The 16,655-nt window shown below is 38.9% G+C and carries 19 protein-coding genes; 17 read left to right on the forward strand and 2 right to left on the reverse strand.

Annotated elements, in window-relative coordinates; genetic code table 11:
- Window positions 1–39 precede the first annotated feature (39 nt).
- Window positions 40–462: a hypothetical protein gene (locus tag V7Q04_RS10900; protein ID WP_333805127.1), complete on the forward strand. Its 423-nt coding sequence runs from the start codon at window positions 40–42 to the stop codon at window positions 460–462.
- A 73-nt stretch (window positions 463–535) separates the two neighbouring features.
- Window positions 536–1,210, forward strand: a complete 675-nt coding sequence (gene bioD, locus V7Q04_RS10905; protein ID WP_333805128.1) for a dethiobiotin synthase — start codon at window positions 536–538, stop codon at window positions 1,208–1,210.
- Here bioD and V7Q04_RS10910 read toward each other — a convergent pair.
- Window positions 1,172–1,699: a glycine zipper 2TM domain-containing protein gene (locus tag V7Q04_RS10910; RefSeq protein WP_333805129.1), complete on the reverse strand. Its 528-nt coding sequence runs from the start codon at window positions 1,697–1,699 to the stop codon at window positions 1,172–1,174. The two genes, bioD and V7Q04_RS10910, sit on opposite strands and share 39 nt — an antisense overlap.
- A 107-nt stretch (window positions 1,700–1,806) precedes the next feature.
- On the opposite strand from V7Q04_RS10910, the gene V7Q04_RS10915 reads away from it, so the two are divergent.
- Genes V7Q04_RS10915 through V7Q04_RS10935 form a run of 5 tightly spaced genes read left to right on the forward strand, consistent with a single transcriptional unit; the run spans window position 1,807 to window position 6,357 of the window.
- Window positions 1,807–2,679, forward strand: a complete 873-nt coding sequence (locus V7Q04_RS10915) for an aspartate carbamoyltransferase catalytic subunit (RefSeq protein WP_041958247.1) — start codon at window positions 1,807–1,809, stop codon at window positions 2,677–2,679.
- Window positions 2,669–3,631 (forward strand): aminodeoxychorismate synthase component I, encoded by a 963-nt coding sequence (locus tag V7Q04_RS10920; RefSeq protein WP_333805130.1) that lies wholly within the window; start codon window positions 2,669–2,671, stop codon window positions 3,629–3,631. Before V7Q04_RS10915 ends, V7Q04_RS10920 begins: the two co-directional genes overlap by 11 nt.
- Entirely contained in the window at window positions 3,594–4,187 is a 594-nt protein-coding gene (locus tag V7Q04_RS10925) for an aminotransferase class IV (protein ID WP_333805131.1), read from the forward strand. Before V7Q04_RS10920 ends, V7Q04_RS10925 begins: the two co-directional genes overlap by 38 nt.
- A gap of 3 nt (window positions 4,188–4,190) precedes the next feature.
- Window positions 4,191–5,912, forward strand: a complete 1,722-nt coding sequence (locus tag V7Q04_RS10930; protein WP_333805132.1) for a M3 family oligoendopeptidase — start codon at window positions 4,191–4,193, stop codon at window positions 5,910–5,912.
- Entirely contained in the window at window positions 5,905–6,357 is a 453-nt protein-coding gene (locus tag V7Q04_RS10935; protein ID WP_333805133.1) for a hypothetical protein, read from the forward strand. Before V7Q04_RS10930 ends, V7Q04_RS10935 begins: the two co-directional genes overlap by 8 nt.
- A 1-nt stretch (window position 6,358) precedes the next feature.
- On the opposite strand, the gene V7Q04_RS10940 is transcribed toward V7Q04_RS10935, so the two are convergent.
- A complete protein-coding gene (locus tag V7Q04_RS10940; protein WP_333805134.1) occupies window positions 6,359–7,264 on the reverse strand; it encodes a LysR family transcriptional regulator in 906 nt (301 codons plus the stop codon).
- Between the two features lie 204 nt (window positions 7,265–7,468).
- On the opposite strand from V7Q04_RS10940, the gene V7Q04_RS10945 reads away from it, so the two are divergent.
- The 10 genes from V7Q04_RS10945 to V7Q04_RS10990 are packed head-to-tail and all read left to right on the forward strand — an operon-like array spanning window position 7,469 to window position 16,632.
- On the forward strand, window positions 7,469–9,514 hold the full coding sequence (locus V7Q04_RS10945; RefSeq protein WP_333805135.1) for an ATP-dependent helicase: 2,046 nt from the start codon (window positions 7,469–7,471) through the stop codon (window positions 9,512–9,514).
- On the forward strand, window positions 9,514–10,341 hold the full coding sequence (truB, locus tag V7Q04_RS10950) for a tRNA pseudouridine(55) synthase TruB (protein WP_333805136.1): 828 nt from the start codon (window positions 9,514–9,516) through the stop codon (window positions 10,339–10,341). The genes V7Q04_RS10945 and truB overlap by 1 nt, the downstream gene beginning before the upstream one ends.
- A 1-nt stretch (window position 10,342) precedes the next feature.
- Window positions 10,343–10,570: a carbon storage regulator CsrA gene (csrA, locus tag V7Q04_RS10955; RefSeq protein WP_333805137.1), complete on the forward strand. Its 228-nt coding sequence runs from the start codon at window positions 10,343–10,345 to the stop codon at window positions 10,568–10,570.
- Complete coding sequence (locus V7Q04_RS10960) at window positions 10,570–11,346, forward strand: 4-(cytidine 5'-diphospho)-2-C-methyl-D-erythritol kinase (RefSeq protein WP_333805138.1); 777 nt, start codon at window positions 10,570–10,572, stop codon at window positions 11,344–11,346. Before csrA ends, V7Q04_RS10960 begins: the two co-directional genes overlap by 1 nt.
- The gene (gene smpB, locus V7Q04_RS10965; protein ID WP_333805139.1) at window positions 11,346–11,810 is read left to right on the forward strand and encodes an SsrA-binding protein SmpB; all 465 of its coding nucleotides are present in this window, start codon (window positions 11,346–11,348) and stop codon (window positions 11,808–11,810) included. The genes V7Q04_RS10960 and smpB overlap by 1 nt, the downstream gene beginning before the upstream one ends.
- Before the next feature lie 58 nt (window positions 11,811–11,868).
- Window positions 11,869–12,471, forward strand: coding sequence for a TlpA disulfide reductase family protein (locus V7Q04_RS10970; protein ID WP_333805140.1), 603 nt, complete (start codon window positions 11,869–11,871; stop codon window positions 12,469–12,471).
- Between the two features lie 9 nt (window positions 12,472–12,480).
- On the forward strand, window positions 12,481–12,789 hold the full coding sequence (clpS, locus tag V7Q04_RS10975; RefSeq protein WP_333805141.1) for an ATP-dependent Clp protease adapter ClpS: 309 nt from the start codon (window positions 12,481–12,483) through the stop codon (window positions 12,787–12,789).
- Between the two features lie 39 nt (window positions 12,790–12,828).
- The gene (gene clpA, locus V7Q04_RS10980; RefSeq protein WP_333805142.1) at window positions 12,829–15,027 is read left to right on the forward strand and encodes an ATP-dependent Clp protease ATP-binding subunit ClpA; all 2,199 of its coding nucleotides are present in this window, start codon (window positions 12,829–12,831) and stop codon (window positions 15,025–15,027) included.
- A complete protein-coding gene (gene aat, locus V7Q04_RS10985; protein WP_333805143.1) occupies window positions 15,017–15,697 on the forward strand; it encodes a leucyl/phenylalanyl-tRNA--protein transferase in 681 nt (226 codons plus the stop codon). The genes clpA and aat overlap by 11 nt, the downstream gene beginning before the upstream one ends.
- 38 nt (window positions 15,698–15,735) lie before the next feature.
- Window positions 15,736–16,632 carry an AEC family transporter gene (locus V7Q04_RS10990; protein WP_333805144.1) on the forward strand — a complete coding sequence of 299 codons (897 nt, stop codon included), beginning with the start codon at window positions 15,736–15,738 and terminating at the stop codon, window positions 16,630–16,632.
- The last annotated feature ends 23 nt before the right edge of the window (window positions 16,633–16,655 follow it).

Genomic DNA, 16,655 nt, shown 5'->3' on the forward strand with positions numbered 1-16,655 from the left:
AATCATCTTGTATCACGAAATTGTCACAAGGAGTTTGGTATGGATGCGTTATTTTTGATTGTTCCACTTGGTGTTGTTTTCAGCTTGATTGCGTTTCTTTTTTTTGAAAAAAGAGCTATCGCATCTAAAAAACTCAAAGAAGCTGCTGGCTTGCCCAATCCAAGCATTGAAGACTTTTACGAGAAGTTTCAACGCTATGAAACGCTTCCCAATATCATAGGCTTTTTTATTGCAACCTATGTTATTACACTGTTTCTGGTAAGCTTAAAGCACGATCCTAGTTATGGGTTAACCCATGCGCTCTCTTATATTTTTGCAACGACGTTTATCGGGACATTGTTTATTTTTGGAATGAAGCTTAAAAAAAGTATTTTAGTACAAGTTTTTGCAACTTTTCTGTATGGAGCACCGCACATTGTAGCGGCTTCTCTTGCTTTTTTAACACGTTATTTACTGGGTTAATGTATGAAGAAAGGCGCTTTCTTAGCGCCTTCTCTAAGGCTTTTTTGTTATAATAACGCAAAAAAGAGTTCTCATGAAATACCCTCCAATTTTTATTACTGCGACCAATACCGATGTTGGCAAAACCTATACCACACTCAAACTTCTTGAAGCCTTGTCTGCCAAAGGATTAAAAGTAGGTGTAATGAAGCCTATTGAAACGGGTGTTGTGACACATCCTCAAGATGCTACACTGTTATTTGAAACTGCTAAGCGCCTTAATCCTGCACTTGAAGTCCTTAAACTCCGTGATATTACACCGTATCAATTTGAACTTCCCGCTGCACCTTATGTTGCAAAAGGGCGTAAGAAGGTGAGTCTTGAGCTGTTGGAGAGCGCTTATGCGAAGATTGAAGCGTTGTGTGATATTGTCCTTATTGAAGGGGCTGGTGGACTTTTAGTCCCCATAGAAGAAGACCTTTACATGTACGATTTTATTCGTCTCTTTAATGCTAAAACATTGCTTGTTGGGCACGATAAATTAGGGTGCATCAACGATGTCTTACTCAATCTTCATCTTTTGGATAGTTTGGGGGTTGATGATTATGAGTGGTGTATTAATTTTAAAGAAGATCGTGGCTCTTTTGATGAAATCACTCTGCCATTTTTCAAAAAACTATTTGGCAGAGTGCTTTCACTCCAAGAAAATATGAATGAAATTATTGAGAGTTTAGTAGTTTACCGTGACAGTAATGTGGATAAACTCTAGTGGTTGGTCAGAATATTTCACAATAGATTGATTTTTATAGGTTGCCGTATTGCGGTATCCCATAAATTTTTCTGCACTTTTCTCCTCATAACGGGTTGTACAACGTCTTTCTGTGCGATACGTTGGAGGAGGAGGTGGCGAATAACTGTTTTGCTCAGCCAAATTTTTACCTACCAATGTTCCCACAATCGCACCACCCACAGTTGCGGCTGTATTGCCTCTACCACTGCCAATTTGATGCCCTAAAACACCACCTGCAACACCGCCAAGAACGCCACCCACAACACCGCTACCATCGTTACTTTGAGGTGCAGGAGCATAGTGTGTTTCAATTTGTTCATCCCAGCACTCTTGATAAGGAACACGAGATGTGACCATGCGATATTCTGGCTTACTTGTAATAACGCGAACCTCTTCTTGAAAGCTCATACTCTCTGCATAAAGGAGAGGACCTAAAAGTAGAAGTGGCGCATAAAAGATTTTTTTCATGTATTCTCCTTTTTTTCGAATTGTAGCACAGTGATTTGAATGAAGTGTTAACGAAACTTACAGTCAAAATTTGTTATTATTTTTGCAAAATCATCAAGGAGCGGTGCGTGAACCATTTGATTAATACACGAGATTTTTCGTTGGAAGAGATAGAGCAGTTGCTTGAACGTGCAACAGAATTTTTGGATGAAAAACCACGAGAAATTTTGAAAAACAAAACGGTCATCACCATCTTTTTTGAAAATTCAACCAGAACACGCAGTAGTTTTGAAATAGCGGCAAAACGCCTTGGTGCGATGGTCGTGAGTCTTGATGTCTCACGTAGCTCTTCTAGCAAAGGCGAGACCCTTTTTGATACCGCGGCAAACCTCGATGCGATGGGGCCTGATGCCATTGTGGTGCGTCATAAAAGCTCAGGTGTGCCACACATCTTAGCCAACTATGTCAATTGCCCGATTGTCAATGGCGGAGACGGCGCTCACGCGCACCCAACACAAGCATTATTGGATCTTTTTACCATGAAACGCCATTTTGGTGATGTTAGAGGCAAGAAAGTAGCGATTGTTGGCGATATTAAAAATTCACGTGTTGCGAATAGCAATATCGAGCTTTTGGCTCGTGTGGGTGTTGAAGTGATTTTGGTAGGACCACCGCATTTCCTTCCTCAAACAGATCTTCGTGTGTATCACCGTATTGAAGAGGTCATTGATGAAGTTGATGTTATTATGAGTTTACGTGCTCAAACGGAGCGTCATGCCAATCAGATTTACGCATCACTCAAGGACTATGGAACTGATTTTTGTATTACGTCAAAATTGATGGGAGATCGTGACATTATCATCCTTCATCCAGGTCCCGTACACCGCAATGTTGATGTGGATGATTTTATGATGAAAGATCCACGTTCAAAAATTTTAGAGCAAGTTAAAAACGGTGTAGCCGTACGAATGGCGGTTTTGGAGAAATTGATTGAACATTGAGTTTGCTTCCAAACTCAATGCTTTTGGAAAAATTCGAGAGCCTTTTTTCTTTGTCATCGACTATGCTGCCAAGCACTTTTATGTCGCTACTTTAACAACATTAGAAAGCGACATTTTATACCAGTTACAAACTCAAACCAATGCTATGAATGATGTTATATGTCAAAAATTTGTTTGGCAAAAAAATTATCCAAACAAAAAACATCATTCTCAACATGTTGAAGAAGTCATCGAAGAGATTAAAGCGGGAAATACGTATATGCTTAATCTTACAGCGCCTACAGACGTAAAGCTCTCTTGTGATCTTAAAACCCTTTTTTACAGTGCGAATGCTCCATTTAAACTCTGTTATAAAGAAAAATTCGTCTGTTTTTCTCCTGAGCGTTTTGTTAAGATTGCAGCCAATCAGATTAGTACGTATCCGATGAAAGGTACGATTGATGCATCTGTTCACAAGGCAGAAGAGATCATTTTAACCGATGAAAAAGAAAAAGCGGAGCATGTGATGGTCGTTGATCTTTTACGCAATGATCTTTCTATGGTCTCAAAAGAGGTGCGTGTCGAGCAGTTTCGTTATATTGAAAAAATTCAAGCTGGCACTAAAGAGCTTCTTCAAGTTAGCTCCAAAATTACAGGAAAATTGGACGAAAATTGGCATGATCGTGTCGGAGATATTATCGCAACATTGCTTCCAGCAGGTTCGATCAGTGGGACGCCTAAACGCAGCAGTGTGGAGATTATTGAGCGTATTGAAGGGTATGATCGAGGCTTTTTTACAGGTGTTTTTGGCGTCTATGATGGAGAGAGTTTGGATAGTGCCGTGATGATCCGCTTTTTAGAAAAAGCGAAAGAGGGGTATGTCTTTAAAAGTGGTGGAGGCATAACGCTTTTAAGTGATGCTTCAAAGGAGTACGATGAACTGTGTGACAAAGTCTATATTCCCGTGTTTTGAAACATTAAAATCGGTTGATGGAGCTGTGCAACATCTCACCTTTCACCAAGCACGGTTTGATAAAACACGAAAAGAATTGTATGGGAAAACGCATCAAATAACACTCAGTGAATACGTAACCCCACCTCAAAATTTTACAGGTAGAGTGCGGGTTGAATACGACGCCCAGATTCAAAAGATTGAGTATATTTCCTACATTCCACGCCGTATTCAAACATTTGCCTGTGTGGAAGCGAATATAGATTATGCGTTTAAATACTGCAATAGAGAAGCATTCAATACACATTTAAACTCCAGTGTTGATGATGTTCTGTTTACATGGAATGGCGAACTCAAAGATACGAGTATTGCAAATATTGCGCTCTTCTTGGATGGCGAATGGAAAACACCACTTCGTCCTCTTTTAGAAGGCACTACCCGAGCAAGATTATTAGCCAGTGGACTGCTTAAAGCTGAAGTTTTGAGCCTTAAAAGCCTTCAAAAAGCCGAGAAATTTGCTATAATGAATGCACTTATAGGGTTTTGTATTATCGAAAATGTATGTATTAAGGACTAAAATTTGAATTGGGATCTCTCAGCACTGTACGAAAATGAAGCATTATTGGAAGCAGATTTAAAGGATGCCGCGTCGCGTGCAAAAAGTCTTGAATGTATTTGCCGTGGGAAACTTAAAGAGTTACACGTAAACGAATTTTTAGAGTCAATCCGCGAGTATGAAGCAATCAATGAGAAGTTAGGGCGCATTATGACCTACGCGTTTTTAAAATTTGCCACGAACAGTGACAATGGTGGGTTTTACGCTAAATATCAACAAGCCCATACCAACATTGCTGAAAATCTTCTCTTTTTTGAACTTGAGTTTAACAAACTTTCCAAACCAAAACAAGAAGAACTGATTGCAGCTAGTCCGATGTATACCTATTATTTAGAGTCGTTGATGGAAGAAAAGCCGTATCAGCTGAGTCAAAAAGAAGAGCGTATTCTTCTGAAAAAAGAGATGACCTCTGCGTCTGCATTTAGTAGACTTTTTGATGAACACTTTAGCCGTTTGAAGTTTGCATATGAGGGCGAAAAACTCTCAGAAGAGGAGATCCTTAGTAAGCTCCAAGATGCAGACCGCAACGTCAGAAAGAAGGCGGCTAATGCTTTTACAAAGGGTTTAAAACCACATCAACCCCTTCTTGCCTATATTTTCAATATGATTAAAACCGATCTTGCCAGTGAGTGTGAACTTCGTGGTTATAAAAATGCTGAACAACCACGCCATATGGACAATAAAATTACACAAAAAAGTGTCGATGCTCTTGTTAAAAGTGCGGAGAGTAGCTTTCATTTAGTGCAAGACTACTACGCTACTAAAGCAAAACTTTTGGGACTACCTGAACTTTATGAGTATGACCGTTACGCGCCATTGGAAGATTCCAATGCAACGTATGATTTTGCAACATCTAAACAGATAGTCCTCGATGCCTTTCAAAAGTTTAATCCTAAATTTTATGATATTGCTTCGATGGCATTTGAAAAAGGGTGGATTGATGTTTTCCCTAAAGATAAAAAACGAGGGGGTGCTTTTTCACATCCTGCAACCCCTGCAACCCATCCGTATGTCCTTTTAAATCATACCGATACGAGACGGGATCTTTTCACGCTTGCCCATGAATTGGGACATGCTATCCATCAGTATCTTTCTCGTGATGTAGGTTATCTTGGCAGTGATACGCCTTTGACAACTTCGGAAACAGCTTCCGTTTTTGCTGAGATGCTTGTTTTTGATGCGATTAAAGATCATTTGAGCGCAAGTGAAAAACGTTCTTTGTATGCCAGTAAAATTGAAGATATTTTTTCCACGTTGTATCGTCAAATTAACTTCACAACTTTTGAGCGTAAAGTGCATGCCCATGAGGGAGAATTAGACCTTAATACGTTTAATAAATTTTGGATAGAAGAGAGCCAAAAAATGTTTGGTAAAAGTATTACACTCTCTAAAGATTATACCCTTTGGTGGAGTTATATACCTCATTTTATTCACTCTCCATTTTACTGTTATGCCTACAGTTATGGGCAGTTACTTGTTTTAGCGCTTTATGGACTTTATAAAAAAAGTGACAAAGTACTCTTTGTACAAAACTACACCAGCTTTCTGAGTGCTGGAGGAAGCCAAAGTCCTAAAGAATTGATCAAAAAATTTGGTTTTGATATTGAAGATGAGCATTTTTGGCAATTAGGTATTTCTGAAATAGAATCCCTCTTAAAAGAGTTTAAAGGAATGTGCGATGCTTGAAGACTTACTGGGAAGTGAAGAGTTTCATGGATTGATGAAAAGACACGCCAAAGAGGTGTTGGAGCAGTTGCTTAAACGGGGGGTCAATTTTTCGATTTTGACCAATATCTCGGATGTTACATTTGATCCTGCTTTACCTTCTGAAATTCGTCAAAATTTCAAACCTATTACCATGTTTTTTCTAGCGGGGTATACGTTTGAAAGTACACAAATTTACAATGGCAGAATCAGCTTTGAAGCAGGTTTTGGAAATGATAATTTTGGTTCTTTAGTCAGTTTACCTCTTGATGCAATTTTGCAAGTTGTCATTGAGGAAATCCCTATTTTTATCAATTTAAGTACACCACCTAAAGTGACTGTTCAAGTACCGAAAGGAACGGGACTTAAACGCTCTATGGAAGCTTTTATGTCCAATCCCAACAATCATAAGTTGATTAAAAAGTAGTCTAGGCTTTAATGTCTTGTTTGCTCATGATGTAGTTGATAACATTGTCAATCAACGCATCGTGTTTACGATCTTTGATGTAGCAGAGGTAAAGCATACGGGTGAGTTTTAAACCTTTCATTTTTGTTGTGTATAAAAGCCCTTTTTCCACTTCATCCGCAATAATATGTTTAGAGAGAATTGAAACCGTAGGTGTGTCTTCAATGCTTGCTTTCATAAGCGTATGTTTTACTGCTGTTGAGCTTGTAACAATACTTTTTACTTTGAAACTTTTACAGTCCACATCCATTTTTTCAAATGTTTCATGAATGATTTTACGTGTGTTAGACTCTTCTTCACGACATATCCAATTGTACGAGAGCAAGTCCTCTTTTTTAACTATTTTAGGCAGAGGCGAGCGAGATGTGATGACAAGTTCATCTTCTAACCACTCACGATAAATAATGCCTTCTTGAAAAATAGGCGCTTCAATAAGGGCTAAATCAACTTTCCTATCGAGAAGCTTTTCCGTAATTTCGACAGCATCTTCTACTTTGAGCATAACATTGTTTTTAATAGCTTCTTGAATGTCATTGAGAAAATCTGGCAAGATGTAGTTACCAATGACGGGTGATGCCCCAAGGACAAAAATAACCTCTTTATTGACCAAACGAAGCATCTCACGCTCTGCTGCTAAAAGGTGTCTTTCAAGCTTTATGGCCACCTTATAGAGTTCTTCTCCCGCAGTGGTAAGTTTAATGCCATTTTTTTTACGATCGACAATTTGGATGTCTAAGTACTCTTCTAAAAGTTTGATTTGTTGTGTGACCGCAGGTTGGCTAATTCCAAGCTTTTTAGAGGCTTTAGAGAAGCTTTTTTCGCGAACAACCGTTAAAAAGGTTTCTACTTTAGAGAAATCTTTCAGCATTGAATTATCCTTATAAGTTTCTTTTATAACTGTAAACGATTATAACGAAAAATAATAGTAAAAACAATGTACAAAGATAAGACATTTTTTTCAAAAGACAGCCTTATATATGTGCGAATTGCCTGTAAAAAGTCAATGGAGTTTTGCTTAAACTTTTTTTGCTATAATAAATACAATTTATATCATAAAAAAGTAGATGAACCTATGCAAGATTTAGCGATGTTAAACGAATCACAACAAGATGCGGTAAAGTGTGTAGATGGTCCTGTACTTATCTTGGCAGGGGCAGGTAGTGGAAAGACAAAAACGATCACTTCGCGTTTAGCTTATTTGCTCTCTTTGGGCATTCCTCCTGCAAATACGTTAACACTGACATTTACCAACAAAGCAGCCAGTGAGATGCGAGAGCGTGCTATGGCGATGATTGAAGAGCATAGTTATCCACCACTTTTATGTACTTTTCATAAATTTGGGCTACTTTTTTTAAAGTTTCATATTGAAAAAATTGGGCGTAAAAACAGCTTTGTGGTTATTGATACGGATGATAAGAAGCGTATCTTGAAGAGCTTTAGCACCAACACAGAACTTTCAACAGGAATGATTTCCAGTGAGATTTCACGTTATAAAACTTCGCTGATTGACCCTAAAGTAGCATGGGAAAAAGCGGAACAAAAAAGTTACCAAGTCATTGCAAAATTGTATGAACAATACGAAGACTACTTACAATCCAATAACTTAGTTGACTTTGATGATCTTTTAGTGCTTCCGTATAAGATTTTAGAAGGCGATGATGCTTTGTGTGAGGAAGTCAGTAAGCGTTATCAATACATTATGGTTGATGAGTACCAAGACACCAACGAACTTCAGTACAAATTGCTTCGCAAGCTTTGCCATACACACAGTAACCTTTGTGTTGTGGGTGATGATGACCAGAGCATTTACGGATGGCGTGGGGCTAATATTAAAAATATTTTGGAATTCCACGAGTCGTTTGATAATGTCAAAATTGTCAAGTTAGAGAAAAACTATCGTTCAACAACCCAAATCCTTAAAGCGGCAAATGACTTAATCGAGCACAATCGTGGACGTATTGGTAAGGTACTTGAAAGTACCAAGGGGGAAGGCAAAGCTATCGATGTGATGGACTCACACGATGAGAATCAAGAAGCACTCTCCATCGCGAAGCGCATTAAAAAGTTGATTGAAAGTGGCGTAAGTCCAAATGAAATCGCTGTTTTATACCGTATCAACGCATTGAGTCGTTCACTGGAAGAGGGGCTAAATAAAGAGAAAATTCCTTACAATATGGTCGGCGGTGTGAAGTTCTACGAACGTGCTGAGGTCAAAGATGTCATCAGTTACCTTCGTGTCATTGCCAATCCTCATGATGACTTTTCCATCAAACGCATTATTAACCGCCCAAAACGGGGGCTTGGCAAAGTGACGATTGAGCGTATTATTAAATCAGCATATGACAATCGCCAGTCCATTTATGAGTATATTACGTGTAATGAAAGTGCCATCGAAAAAGAAGCGACCAAAAAAGCTTCGTTGGCGCTTAAAGAGTTTGTTCAAAACATTGCGCATATGCAAAGCATTCAAGAAAATTCAACCTATGATATGATCGATGCAATCGAAGAGTCGTTTTCGATTAAAGAGTATTATAACAATCAACCCGATTCTCTGGATCGGCTCTCTAACATTGATGAGTTTTACGGACTTTTCCGTGACTATGTGAAACAAAACCCTCAAATGGGTGTGGATGATTTTTTAAATGAGCTGGCATTGCAGAGCGATCAAGATCAAATTGACAGCGAGAATATCTCGATTATGAGTATTCATGCGAGTAAAGGTTTGGAGTTTGAGTATCTGTTTGTTATTGGGTTGGAAGAGGGATTTTTCCCACTCATAGGAGACGGTAGCGACATCGAAGAGGAACGACGGCTTGGGTATGTTGCCATTACGCGTGCAAAAAAAGAGTTGACGCTCAGTTTCTCAGGAAGTCGTTTTTACAAAGGTCGCAGAACTGAGCTTACCAAAAGTCGTTTTCTTAAGGAAGCTGGCGTATGTGAAGGCAGTCTCATTTTGGAAAAAACAACGTCATTCAAAAAAGGTGATCTTGTCAAACATAAAATTTTTGGTATGGGGCGTGTTACAGAAGTGAGCAAAGTAGGGCGTGAGTTTAAATTGCAGATCAACTTTAGCGGAACACGAAGGGATATTTTAGCTTCATTTGTGGAGAAGATATAGTGGATAACCGCCTTTTTGTTGCCTACAAACCTGCCAGTATGGTTTCAAACCATTTTTTAAGTCGTATTAAGAGACGTTACAATGTTAAAAAAGCGGGCTTTTCCGGTACGCTTGACCCTTTCGCACAGGGCGTTTTAATTATCGCTTTTGGACAGTTTACAAAATTGTTTCGTTTTTTGAAAAAAGCACCCAAAACATATCGAGCAACGCTTTGGATGGGTGCATCAAGCCCTACATTGGACATCGAAAAAATTGAACATGTTGAGCAGATGATGCCGTTTCATCCTGATTCTGTCAACTTTGTATTGCAAAGTATGGTGGGTGAAAAGACCTATTTACCGCCAAAATATTCGGCTAAAAAGATCGAAGGACAACGTGCGTATGATCTTGCTCGTGCTGATCAAGCGTTTGAGCTTAAAGCTATCACCAGTACGATTTATGACTGCCATTTAGTTCACTATGCGCATCCTTTTTTAACCTTTGAAATTACCATTTCTGAGGGCGGCTATGTGCGAAGTATCGGGGCACTCATCGCTGAGCAATTGGGGTTTAGTGGGTGTTTGAGTGCTTTAGAACGCCTAAATGAAGGCGATTTTTTCTATGAGCATGAAAAAGCATTGAACCCACTTGAGTACCTTGACCTGCCGTGTAATCGTTATCTGAGTGAACCGCAAGATATACTTTTGGGTCGAAAGCTCAGTGCTCAAAATTTTGAAAATAAAGAAGAAGGCATTTATCAAATTCTCATTGATGAGATGCTTAGCGTTGTAGAAATCAGCGCAAATGGAGTAGAATACCTCCTAAATTCACTATCGCTAAAGGCGTAACATGTTAATTCTCACACGAAAAATCGGAGAAGGTGTTGTTTTAAATGAAAATATTACGGTTCGTGTCATTGAAATTTCAAAAGGCGTGGTCAAACTCGGTTTTGATGCTCCTAAAGATATGCTAATTCTTCGTGAAGAGTTAGAAAAAGCGATTAAAGAATCCAATATTGAAGCAAGTAAAAATACGAATCATAGTGCGCTTGCAAGCCTAAGTGCGAAGTTGAAATAATGGAGTATCGAGCATACGCAAAGGTTAATATTTTTCTTAAAATTATCGGTAAGCGTGGCAATTACCATGAATTGCTTTCACGTTTTATGCTTGTGCCTTCTTTATTTGATACGCTTGCCTTTGTGCCGAAAAAAAGTACGAAATCTTTTGAATTGATAGGTGATTTTAATTGTGAATTAGAACACAATACGCTTTATCGTACGTTTACGGTACTGAAACAAAACGGCTTTTCTAAAGAGATAGAGCAGGTAATGCGCGATTTTGCTTTAGATGTCAAAAAAGTGATTCCCACAGGTTCTGGTCTGGGTGGTGGAAGCAGTGATAGTGCCACGTTTTTAAAAATGCTCAATGAAATCGCTGGTTTGGGGTTGAGCCTGGATGATTTGATGCGTCTTGGAAGTGAAGTCGGTGCAGATGTCCCTTTTTTTGCTTCGCAGTATGCGAGTGCTAATGTCAGTGGCATAGGTGAGATCGTCGAAAAATTCGATGAAAAAGCACTCGGTATCGAGGTCTTTACCCCACCACTTGCATGTAATACAGCGCTGGTATATAAAACCTACAGGGAATATTTCTTGCAATCTATGGATCAAGCTTTGTCTTTGAAAATGATTGCACTAAAGAGCCCTGAATTGTTGAGTAGGTTTAGTAAAGAAGAGCTCAACGATCTTTTCCCTGCATGTTTAAAAGCATACCCTGAACTTGGCGCTTATGCCAAAGAAGGATGGTTTTTTAGTGGTAGCGGAAGCAGTTTTTTTAGACTCAAAGAGGTGTTTTAATGGGTGAAGCTGTCGCACGCAATAAAAAAGCGTTCCATGACTATGAAATTTTAGAAAAACTTGAAGCGGGTATTGTGCTTCAAGGTAGTGAAGTTAAGGCTATACGTCAAGGTCGAGTCAACTTAAAAGACTCATTTGTAAAGATTATCAAAGGGGAAGCATTTTTGCTCAATGCACATATTTCGCATTTATCAACGGCAAATTTGAACTATGCACCCAACGAGAGGGCTCCTCGAAAATTGCTTTTACATATGAAACAGTTACGCAAATGGGATATGAAAGTAGCCAAAGATGGGCTCACCATCGTGCCACTTGCGATCTATTTTAATGCCAAAAATCTTGCTAAAGTTGAGATAGCATTAGCACGTGGGAAGAACGAGCATGACAAACGTGAGAGCTTAAAAGAAAAAGATGCTCAAAGAGAAGCTAAAACAGCTATGAAAAATCATGCTTACAAAGAGTAGTTTACATATTATTTATTTTAACAAAGTAGAATAAACCAAAAGTTAGTATGAGGTAAACATGAAAAAATTAATCAGTTTAATCGCGGTTATGACAGCACTTCTGTTTTTGGGATGTGGTTCGGAAACATCAACGGTTTCTACAGCCAAAGAGACCTACAAAGAGGGCGATAAAGTTGAGCTTAAAAGTGTTTCGGGAGCAAAGTTAACACTGCTTCGTAAAAATGGTGGTTTTGTGATTGAAGATGATGAAAGTAAGATTGTCTTGATCGATATTTTTGGCACGTTTTGTGTCCCTTGCCAAGAAGAGGCTCCTTCTTTGATGGACTTTCAACTTCAAAACAGCGATGATGTTATGCTCATCGGTCTTAATTATTTTGAAGAAGTCAGCGATGAGTATGTGGTCGAGAATTTTGCAGCAAAATACAATGCGTACTATTTCATTACCAACTCACCCAAAAATAAAAAAATCGTTGAGACTATTGTTCAAGACATAGCGTATAAGGGAACATTGCAAGTACCGTTTAAAATTGTTCTTAAAGAGGGTAAGTATCAAAAATTAACCGATATTTACAACCCTTCAAATCTTGAAAATAAGTTTTATATTGGAAAAGTTGGTTTAGATATTATCCAACAAGATATTGACAAACTTACAGCAAAATAGAGGCAATAAATGCACCATTTAGAAGGGGACTTTCAAAACGAAACGATTGAAGCTATAGAGATCAAAGAGCCAAAAATGTACAAAGTTTTATTGCTCAATGACGATTATAGTAGCATGGAGTTTGTCATTAAAGTACTGATGCAGATTTTCCATCATAGTTTTGAAAAAGCAACCGAAATTACGCTCAGCGTGCATGAACAGGGTAAAGGGCTTTGTGGCGTTTATACCTACGAAATCGCTGAGACAAAAGTGGCACATGTCCGAAAGATGGCAAAAGAGGAACAATTTCCACTTCGTGCTATCATGGAAGAAGAGTAACTCTTTTTCTAAAGTTATAACGTAAAAAAGGAGAAGATTATGGTTAGTCAAGAACTCAATTTCGTTTTCAACGATGCCATTGCATTTGTAAGGAAGCATCGTTACGAATACATTACCGTTGATCACCTCTTTTTTGCTCTCTTAAGCAATGAACATGTGGCTGAGCTTCTCATTAATTGTGGGCTGAGCATTACTTTCTTACAGCGCTCTATGGAAAAATACTTTGTTGCCAATCCTCAGGTTGTTCCCAATGAAGAAAATTATGAGCCTTTAGAGACGGTTGCGCTTTCACGTGTGGTTGAGTCAATGATGTTGCATGTCAAGAGTGCGGGCAAGTCTGAAGCGAGCGTGTTTGATCTTTTAATTGCAATGATGGATGAGAGTAATGCCTTTTGTGTTTCGCTCTTATTCCAACAAGGCGTTGATAAACTTCTCATTGTTGAAGAAGTAACCGCAATCAGTGCTCCGCAAAATAAAGAGCAAAGCTTCACAGAACAAAAAGAGAGCGCTCTGGCAAAATATACCCTTGATTTAATTTCCCTCGCAAAACAAAAACAGATCGATCCTCTCATCGGGCGTGCTGATGAAGTGAAACGTGTCATGCAAGTGTTGTGTCGAAGAAAGAAAAATAATCCTCTGCTTGTGGGCGAACCGGGCGTGGGCAAAACAGCTATTGTTGAAGGCTTAGCGGAGAAAATCAGTGAGGGAGTTGTTCCTGAAATTTTAAAAGACACCCCTGTATATGCCCTAGATATGGGTGCTCTTCTTTCTGGAACGAAATACCGTGGTGATTTTGAGAAGCGTCTTAAAGAAATTTTAACCGAACTTGAAGCGAAAAAAGGTGCAATTTTATTTATCGATGAAATTCATACCATAGTCGGTGCAGGTGCCACGAGTGGTGGTTCAATGGATCTTTCCAACTTGCTCAAACCCGCTCTTGCTTCGGGAAAAATTCGTTGTATTGGTGCTACAACATACGGGGAATTTCGCAATTTTTTTGATAAAGACAAAGCTCTCAGCCGTCGTTTTGCCAAAATTGATGTTTTAGAGCCAAGCATTGAAGACTCGTTCTTAATTCTTAAAGGTCTTAAAGGTAGTTACGAAAAACATCATGGTGTCAAGTACCCTAATGAAGTCATAAGAGCCTCTGTGGAACTGGCTAAAAAATACATCAGCGATAAATTTTTACCCGATTCTGCGATTGATTTGATTGATGAAGTGGGTGCGTCGTTTCACCTTGCTAAAAAGCGCAAGAAAGTGGTTGAGATGAGTGACCTTGAAGTGGTTCTTGCAAAAATTGCCAATATCCCAAGTCGCAATGTAACCAAAGACGAGGGCGAAGTGATGCAACATTTAGAAGCACACCTCAAATCGAAGATTTTTGGACAAGATGCAGCTATTGATGCTTTGGTTAGAGCGATCAAACGTAGCCGTGCGGGGCTTGGAAATCCAACTTCACCGATTGGATCTTTCTTATTTGCAGGACCAACAGGTGTGGGTAAAACTGAAGTGGCAAAACAGCTCGCATTTGAGCTTGGTGTCCATTTTGAACGCTACGATATGAGCGAATATATGGAAAAACATACCGTCAGTCGTCTCATTGGAGCACCTCCTGGTTATGTGGGTTTTGATGAGGGTGGACAACTGAGCGAAGCAATTAAAAAACATCCTTATACCGTATTGCTTTTAGACGAGATTGAAAAAGCGCATCCTGATATGCTGAACATCTTGCTTCAAATTTTTGATAGTGCAACCTTGACCGACAACAATGGCACAAAGATTGATTTTCGCAATGTTATCATCATCATGACGTCCAATCTTGGTACAAAAGAAGCCCCAACCATGGGCTTTACAAAAAGTGAAAATAGCCGAACTGATCATGCCATTAAAGATTTCTTCTCTCCTGAGTTTAGAAACCGTTTGGATGAAGTGATCCATTTTGCTGCACTCAGTGAAGCTGTGATGATTAATGTTGTAGATAAACTTTTAGGTGAACTTACCGATCAGCTTAAAGATAAAAATGTCGAAATTGTTGCAAGCCTTGCTGCTAAAAAACAGCTTGCAGCAGAGGGATATAGCAAAGAGATGGGTGCACGTGTGATGCGTCGTGTCATTCAAGAAAAAATAAAAACACCACTCTCTGAAGAGGTTCTCTTTGGAAAACTCAAAAATGGTGGTGTATGTAAAATAGACTACAAATCTAAAAAAATGGTCTTTGAATACAGCGGTGCAAACTAAGATTCTTATTCCTCAGTTACATCCAAGGGATTTCACCTTTCCTGATCCTTTGGCGGCAAGTGACGAGGGGCTTTTAGCATGGGGAGGTGACTTGAAACCTGAGCGTTTACTTCGAGGCTACGTTCAAGGTATCTTCCCATGGTTTAATGAGGGTGATCCCATCCTTTGGTGGTCTCCCGATCCAAGGCTTGTTCTTTTTCCCTCAAACATCAAAATTTCCAAAAGTTTAGTCAAAAGCATGAAAAATTATGAGATACGCTATGACACTGCTTTTGAAAAAGTGATGCGTTTATGTTTACAGACACGAGTTGAAAAAGGGCAAAAAAGTTGGATTAGCGAAGAGTTGATTGCGGCTTTTTGTGCTTTGTATGAAAAAGGTTTTGCTCATTCTGTTGAATGTTATTTTGAGGAAAATTTGGTTGGAGGTTTGTATGGACTTTACCTAGGCGGTGTTTTTTGTGGAGAGTCGATGTTTTCAACAAAAAGAGATGCCTCTAAGGCTGCTTTAGTGGGATTGTGTGAAAAAGTAAAAACGTTAGGTGGCGATTTTATAGATTGCCAATTACCAACCGATCACCTCCAATCGTTAGGTGCGTGCGTCATTTCACGCGAGAAATTTTTAGGTATGTTAGAAAACGCTTTAGAAAATTGTACTACGAAACCGTGGTGATTTTGCGCCTTTTTTGCCTTTATATGTAAAAGAAGTTTATGATGATTGAACAAGTAGCTCCCGTTTTTATCTTTGTTGCCTTAGGGTATGTTTTTAAAAAAATCAAACATGACATTTCAGAGGCTTTGACCGAGTTTGTGATCTATTTTTCACTTCCTGCTTTAGCCCTTTCCAAAATACGCCATATGACGTTTAGCCATGAGGTTTTTTTAATTATTTTGATTGCTTACATTACGATGGCACTCTCTTTAGCTCTGGGTTATTTGGCAGGGCGTTATTTGAAAATGGATAGAAATAACCTCGTGACTATGATGGTTATTGTAGGTTTTGGAAATACAGGCTTTGTCGGGTTTTCGTACATCGAATCATTTTATTCATTGCATGCAGTAAGCTATGCTCTTGTTTACGATCAAATTGGTACGTTTATTGCCTTGATGACGTTTGGAATACCACTTATTGCATGGGGTGGGGGAAAGGAGCAGCGTGTACGAGACGTGGCAAAACAGGTGGTTTTTTCACCGCCACTTTTAGCTATTGTTATTGCGATTGGCTTTCAAGGTGCAGAATTCTCTCCACTTGTTGAAACAATACTCGACAAATTTCAAGCCACATTGATTCCTTTAGTAACAGCTATTGTAGGTATGAAGCTAGAGTTTCGCACCTTATCACTCTACTTTAAAGAGAATATGATTGCCCTGAGTCTTAAGATGGTTATTGCTCCACTTTTGATGCTCATTGGATTCTACTTTTTTGCCGATATTAGAGCTGATTGGGTCAAAGTAACTTTTTTAGAAACAGCGATGCCTCCGATGACAATGGCAGTGGTATTTGGTATAAGGGGAGGACTGAACCGAGAGCTTCTTATCAATGCTTTAGCTCTTGGAATCATGTTCTCTTTTGTAAGTATTGGATTATGGAATCTAATCATTTCATAATAATATCGGTATCAAAGAAATTT

Origin of the sequence: Sulfurospirillum sp. (assembly GCF_036802865.1) — a bacterium.
Lineage (GTDB): Bacteria > Campylobacterota > Campylobacteria > Campylobacterales > Sulfurospirillaceae > Sulfurospirillum.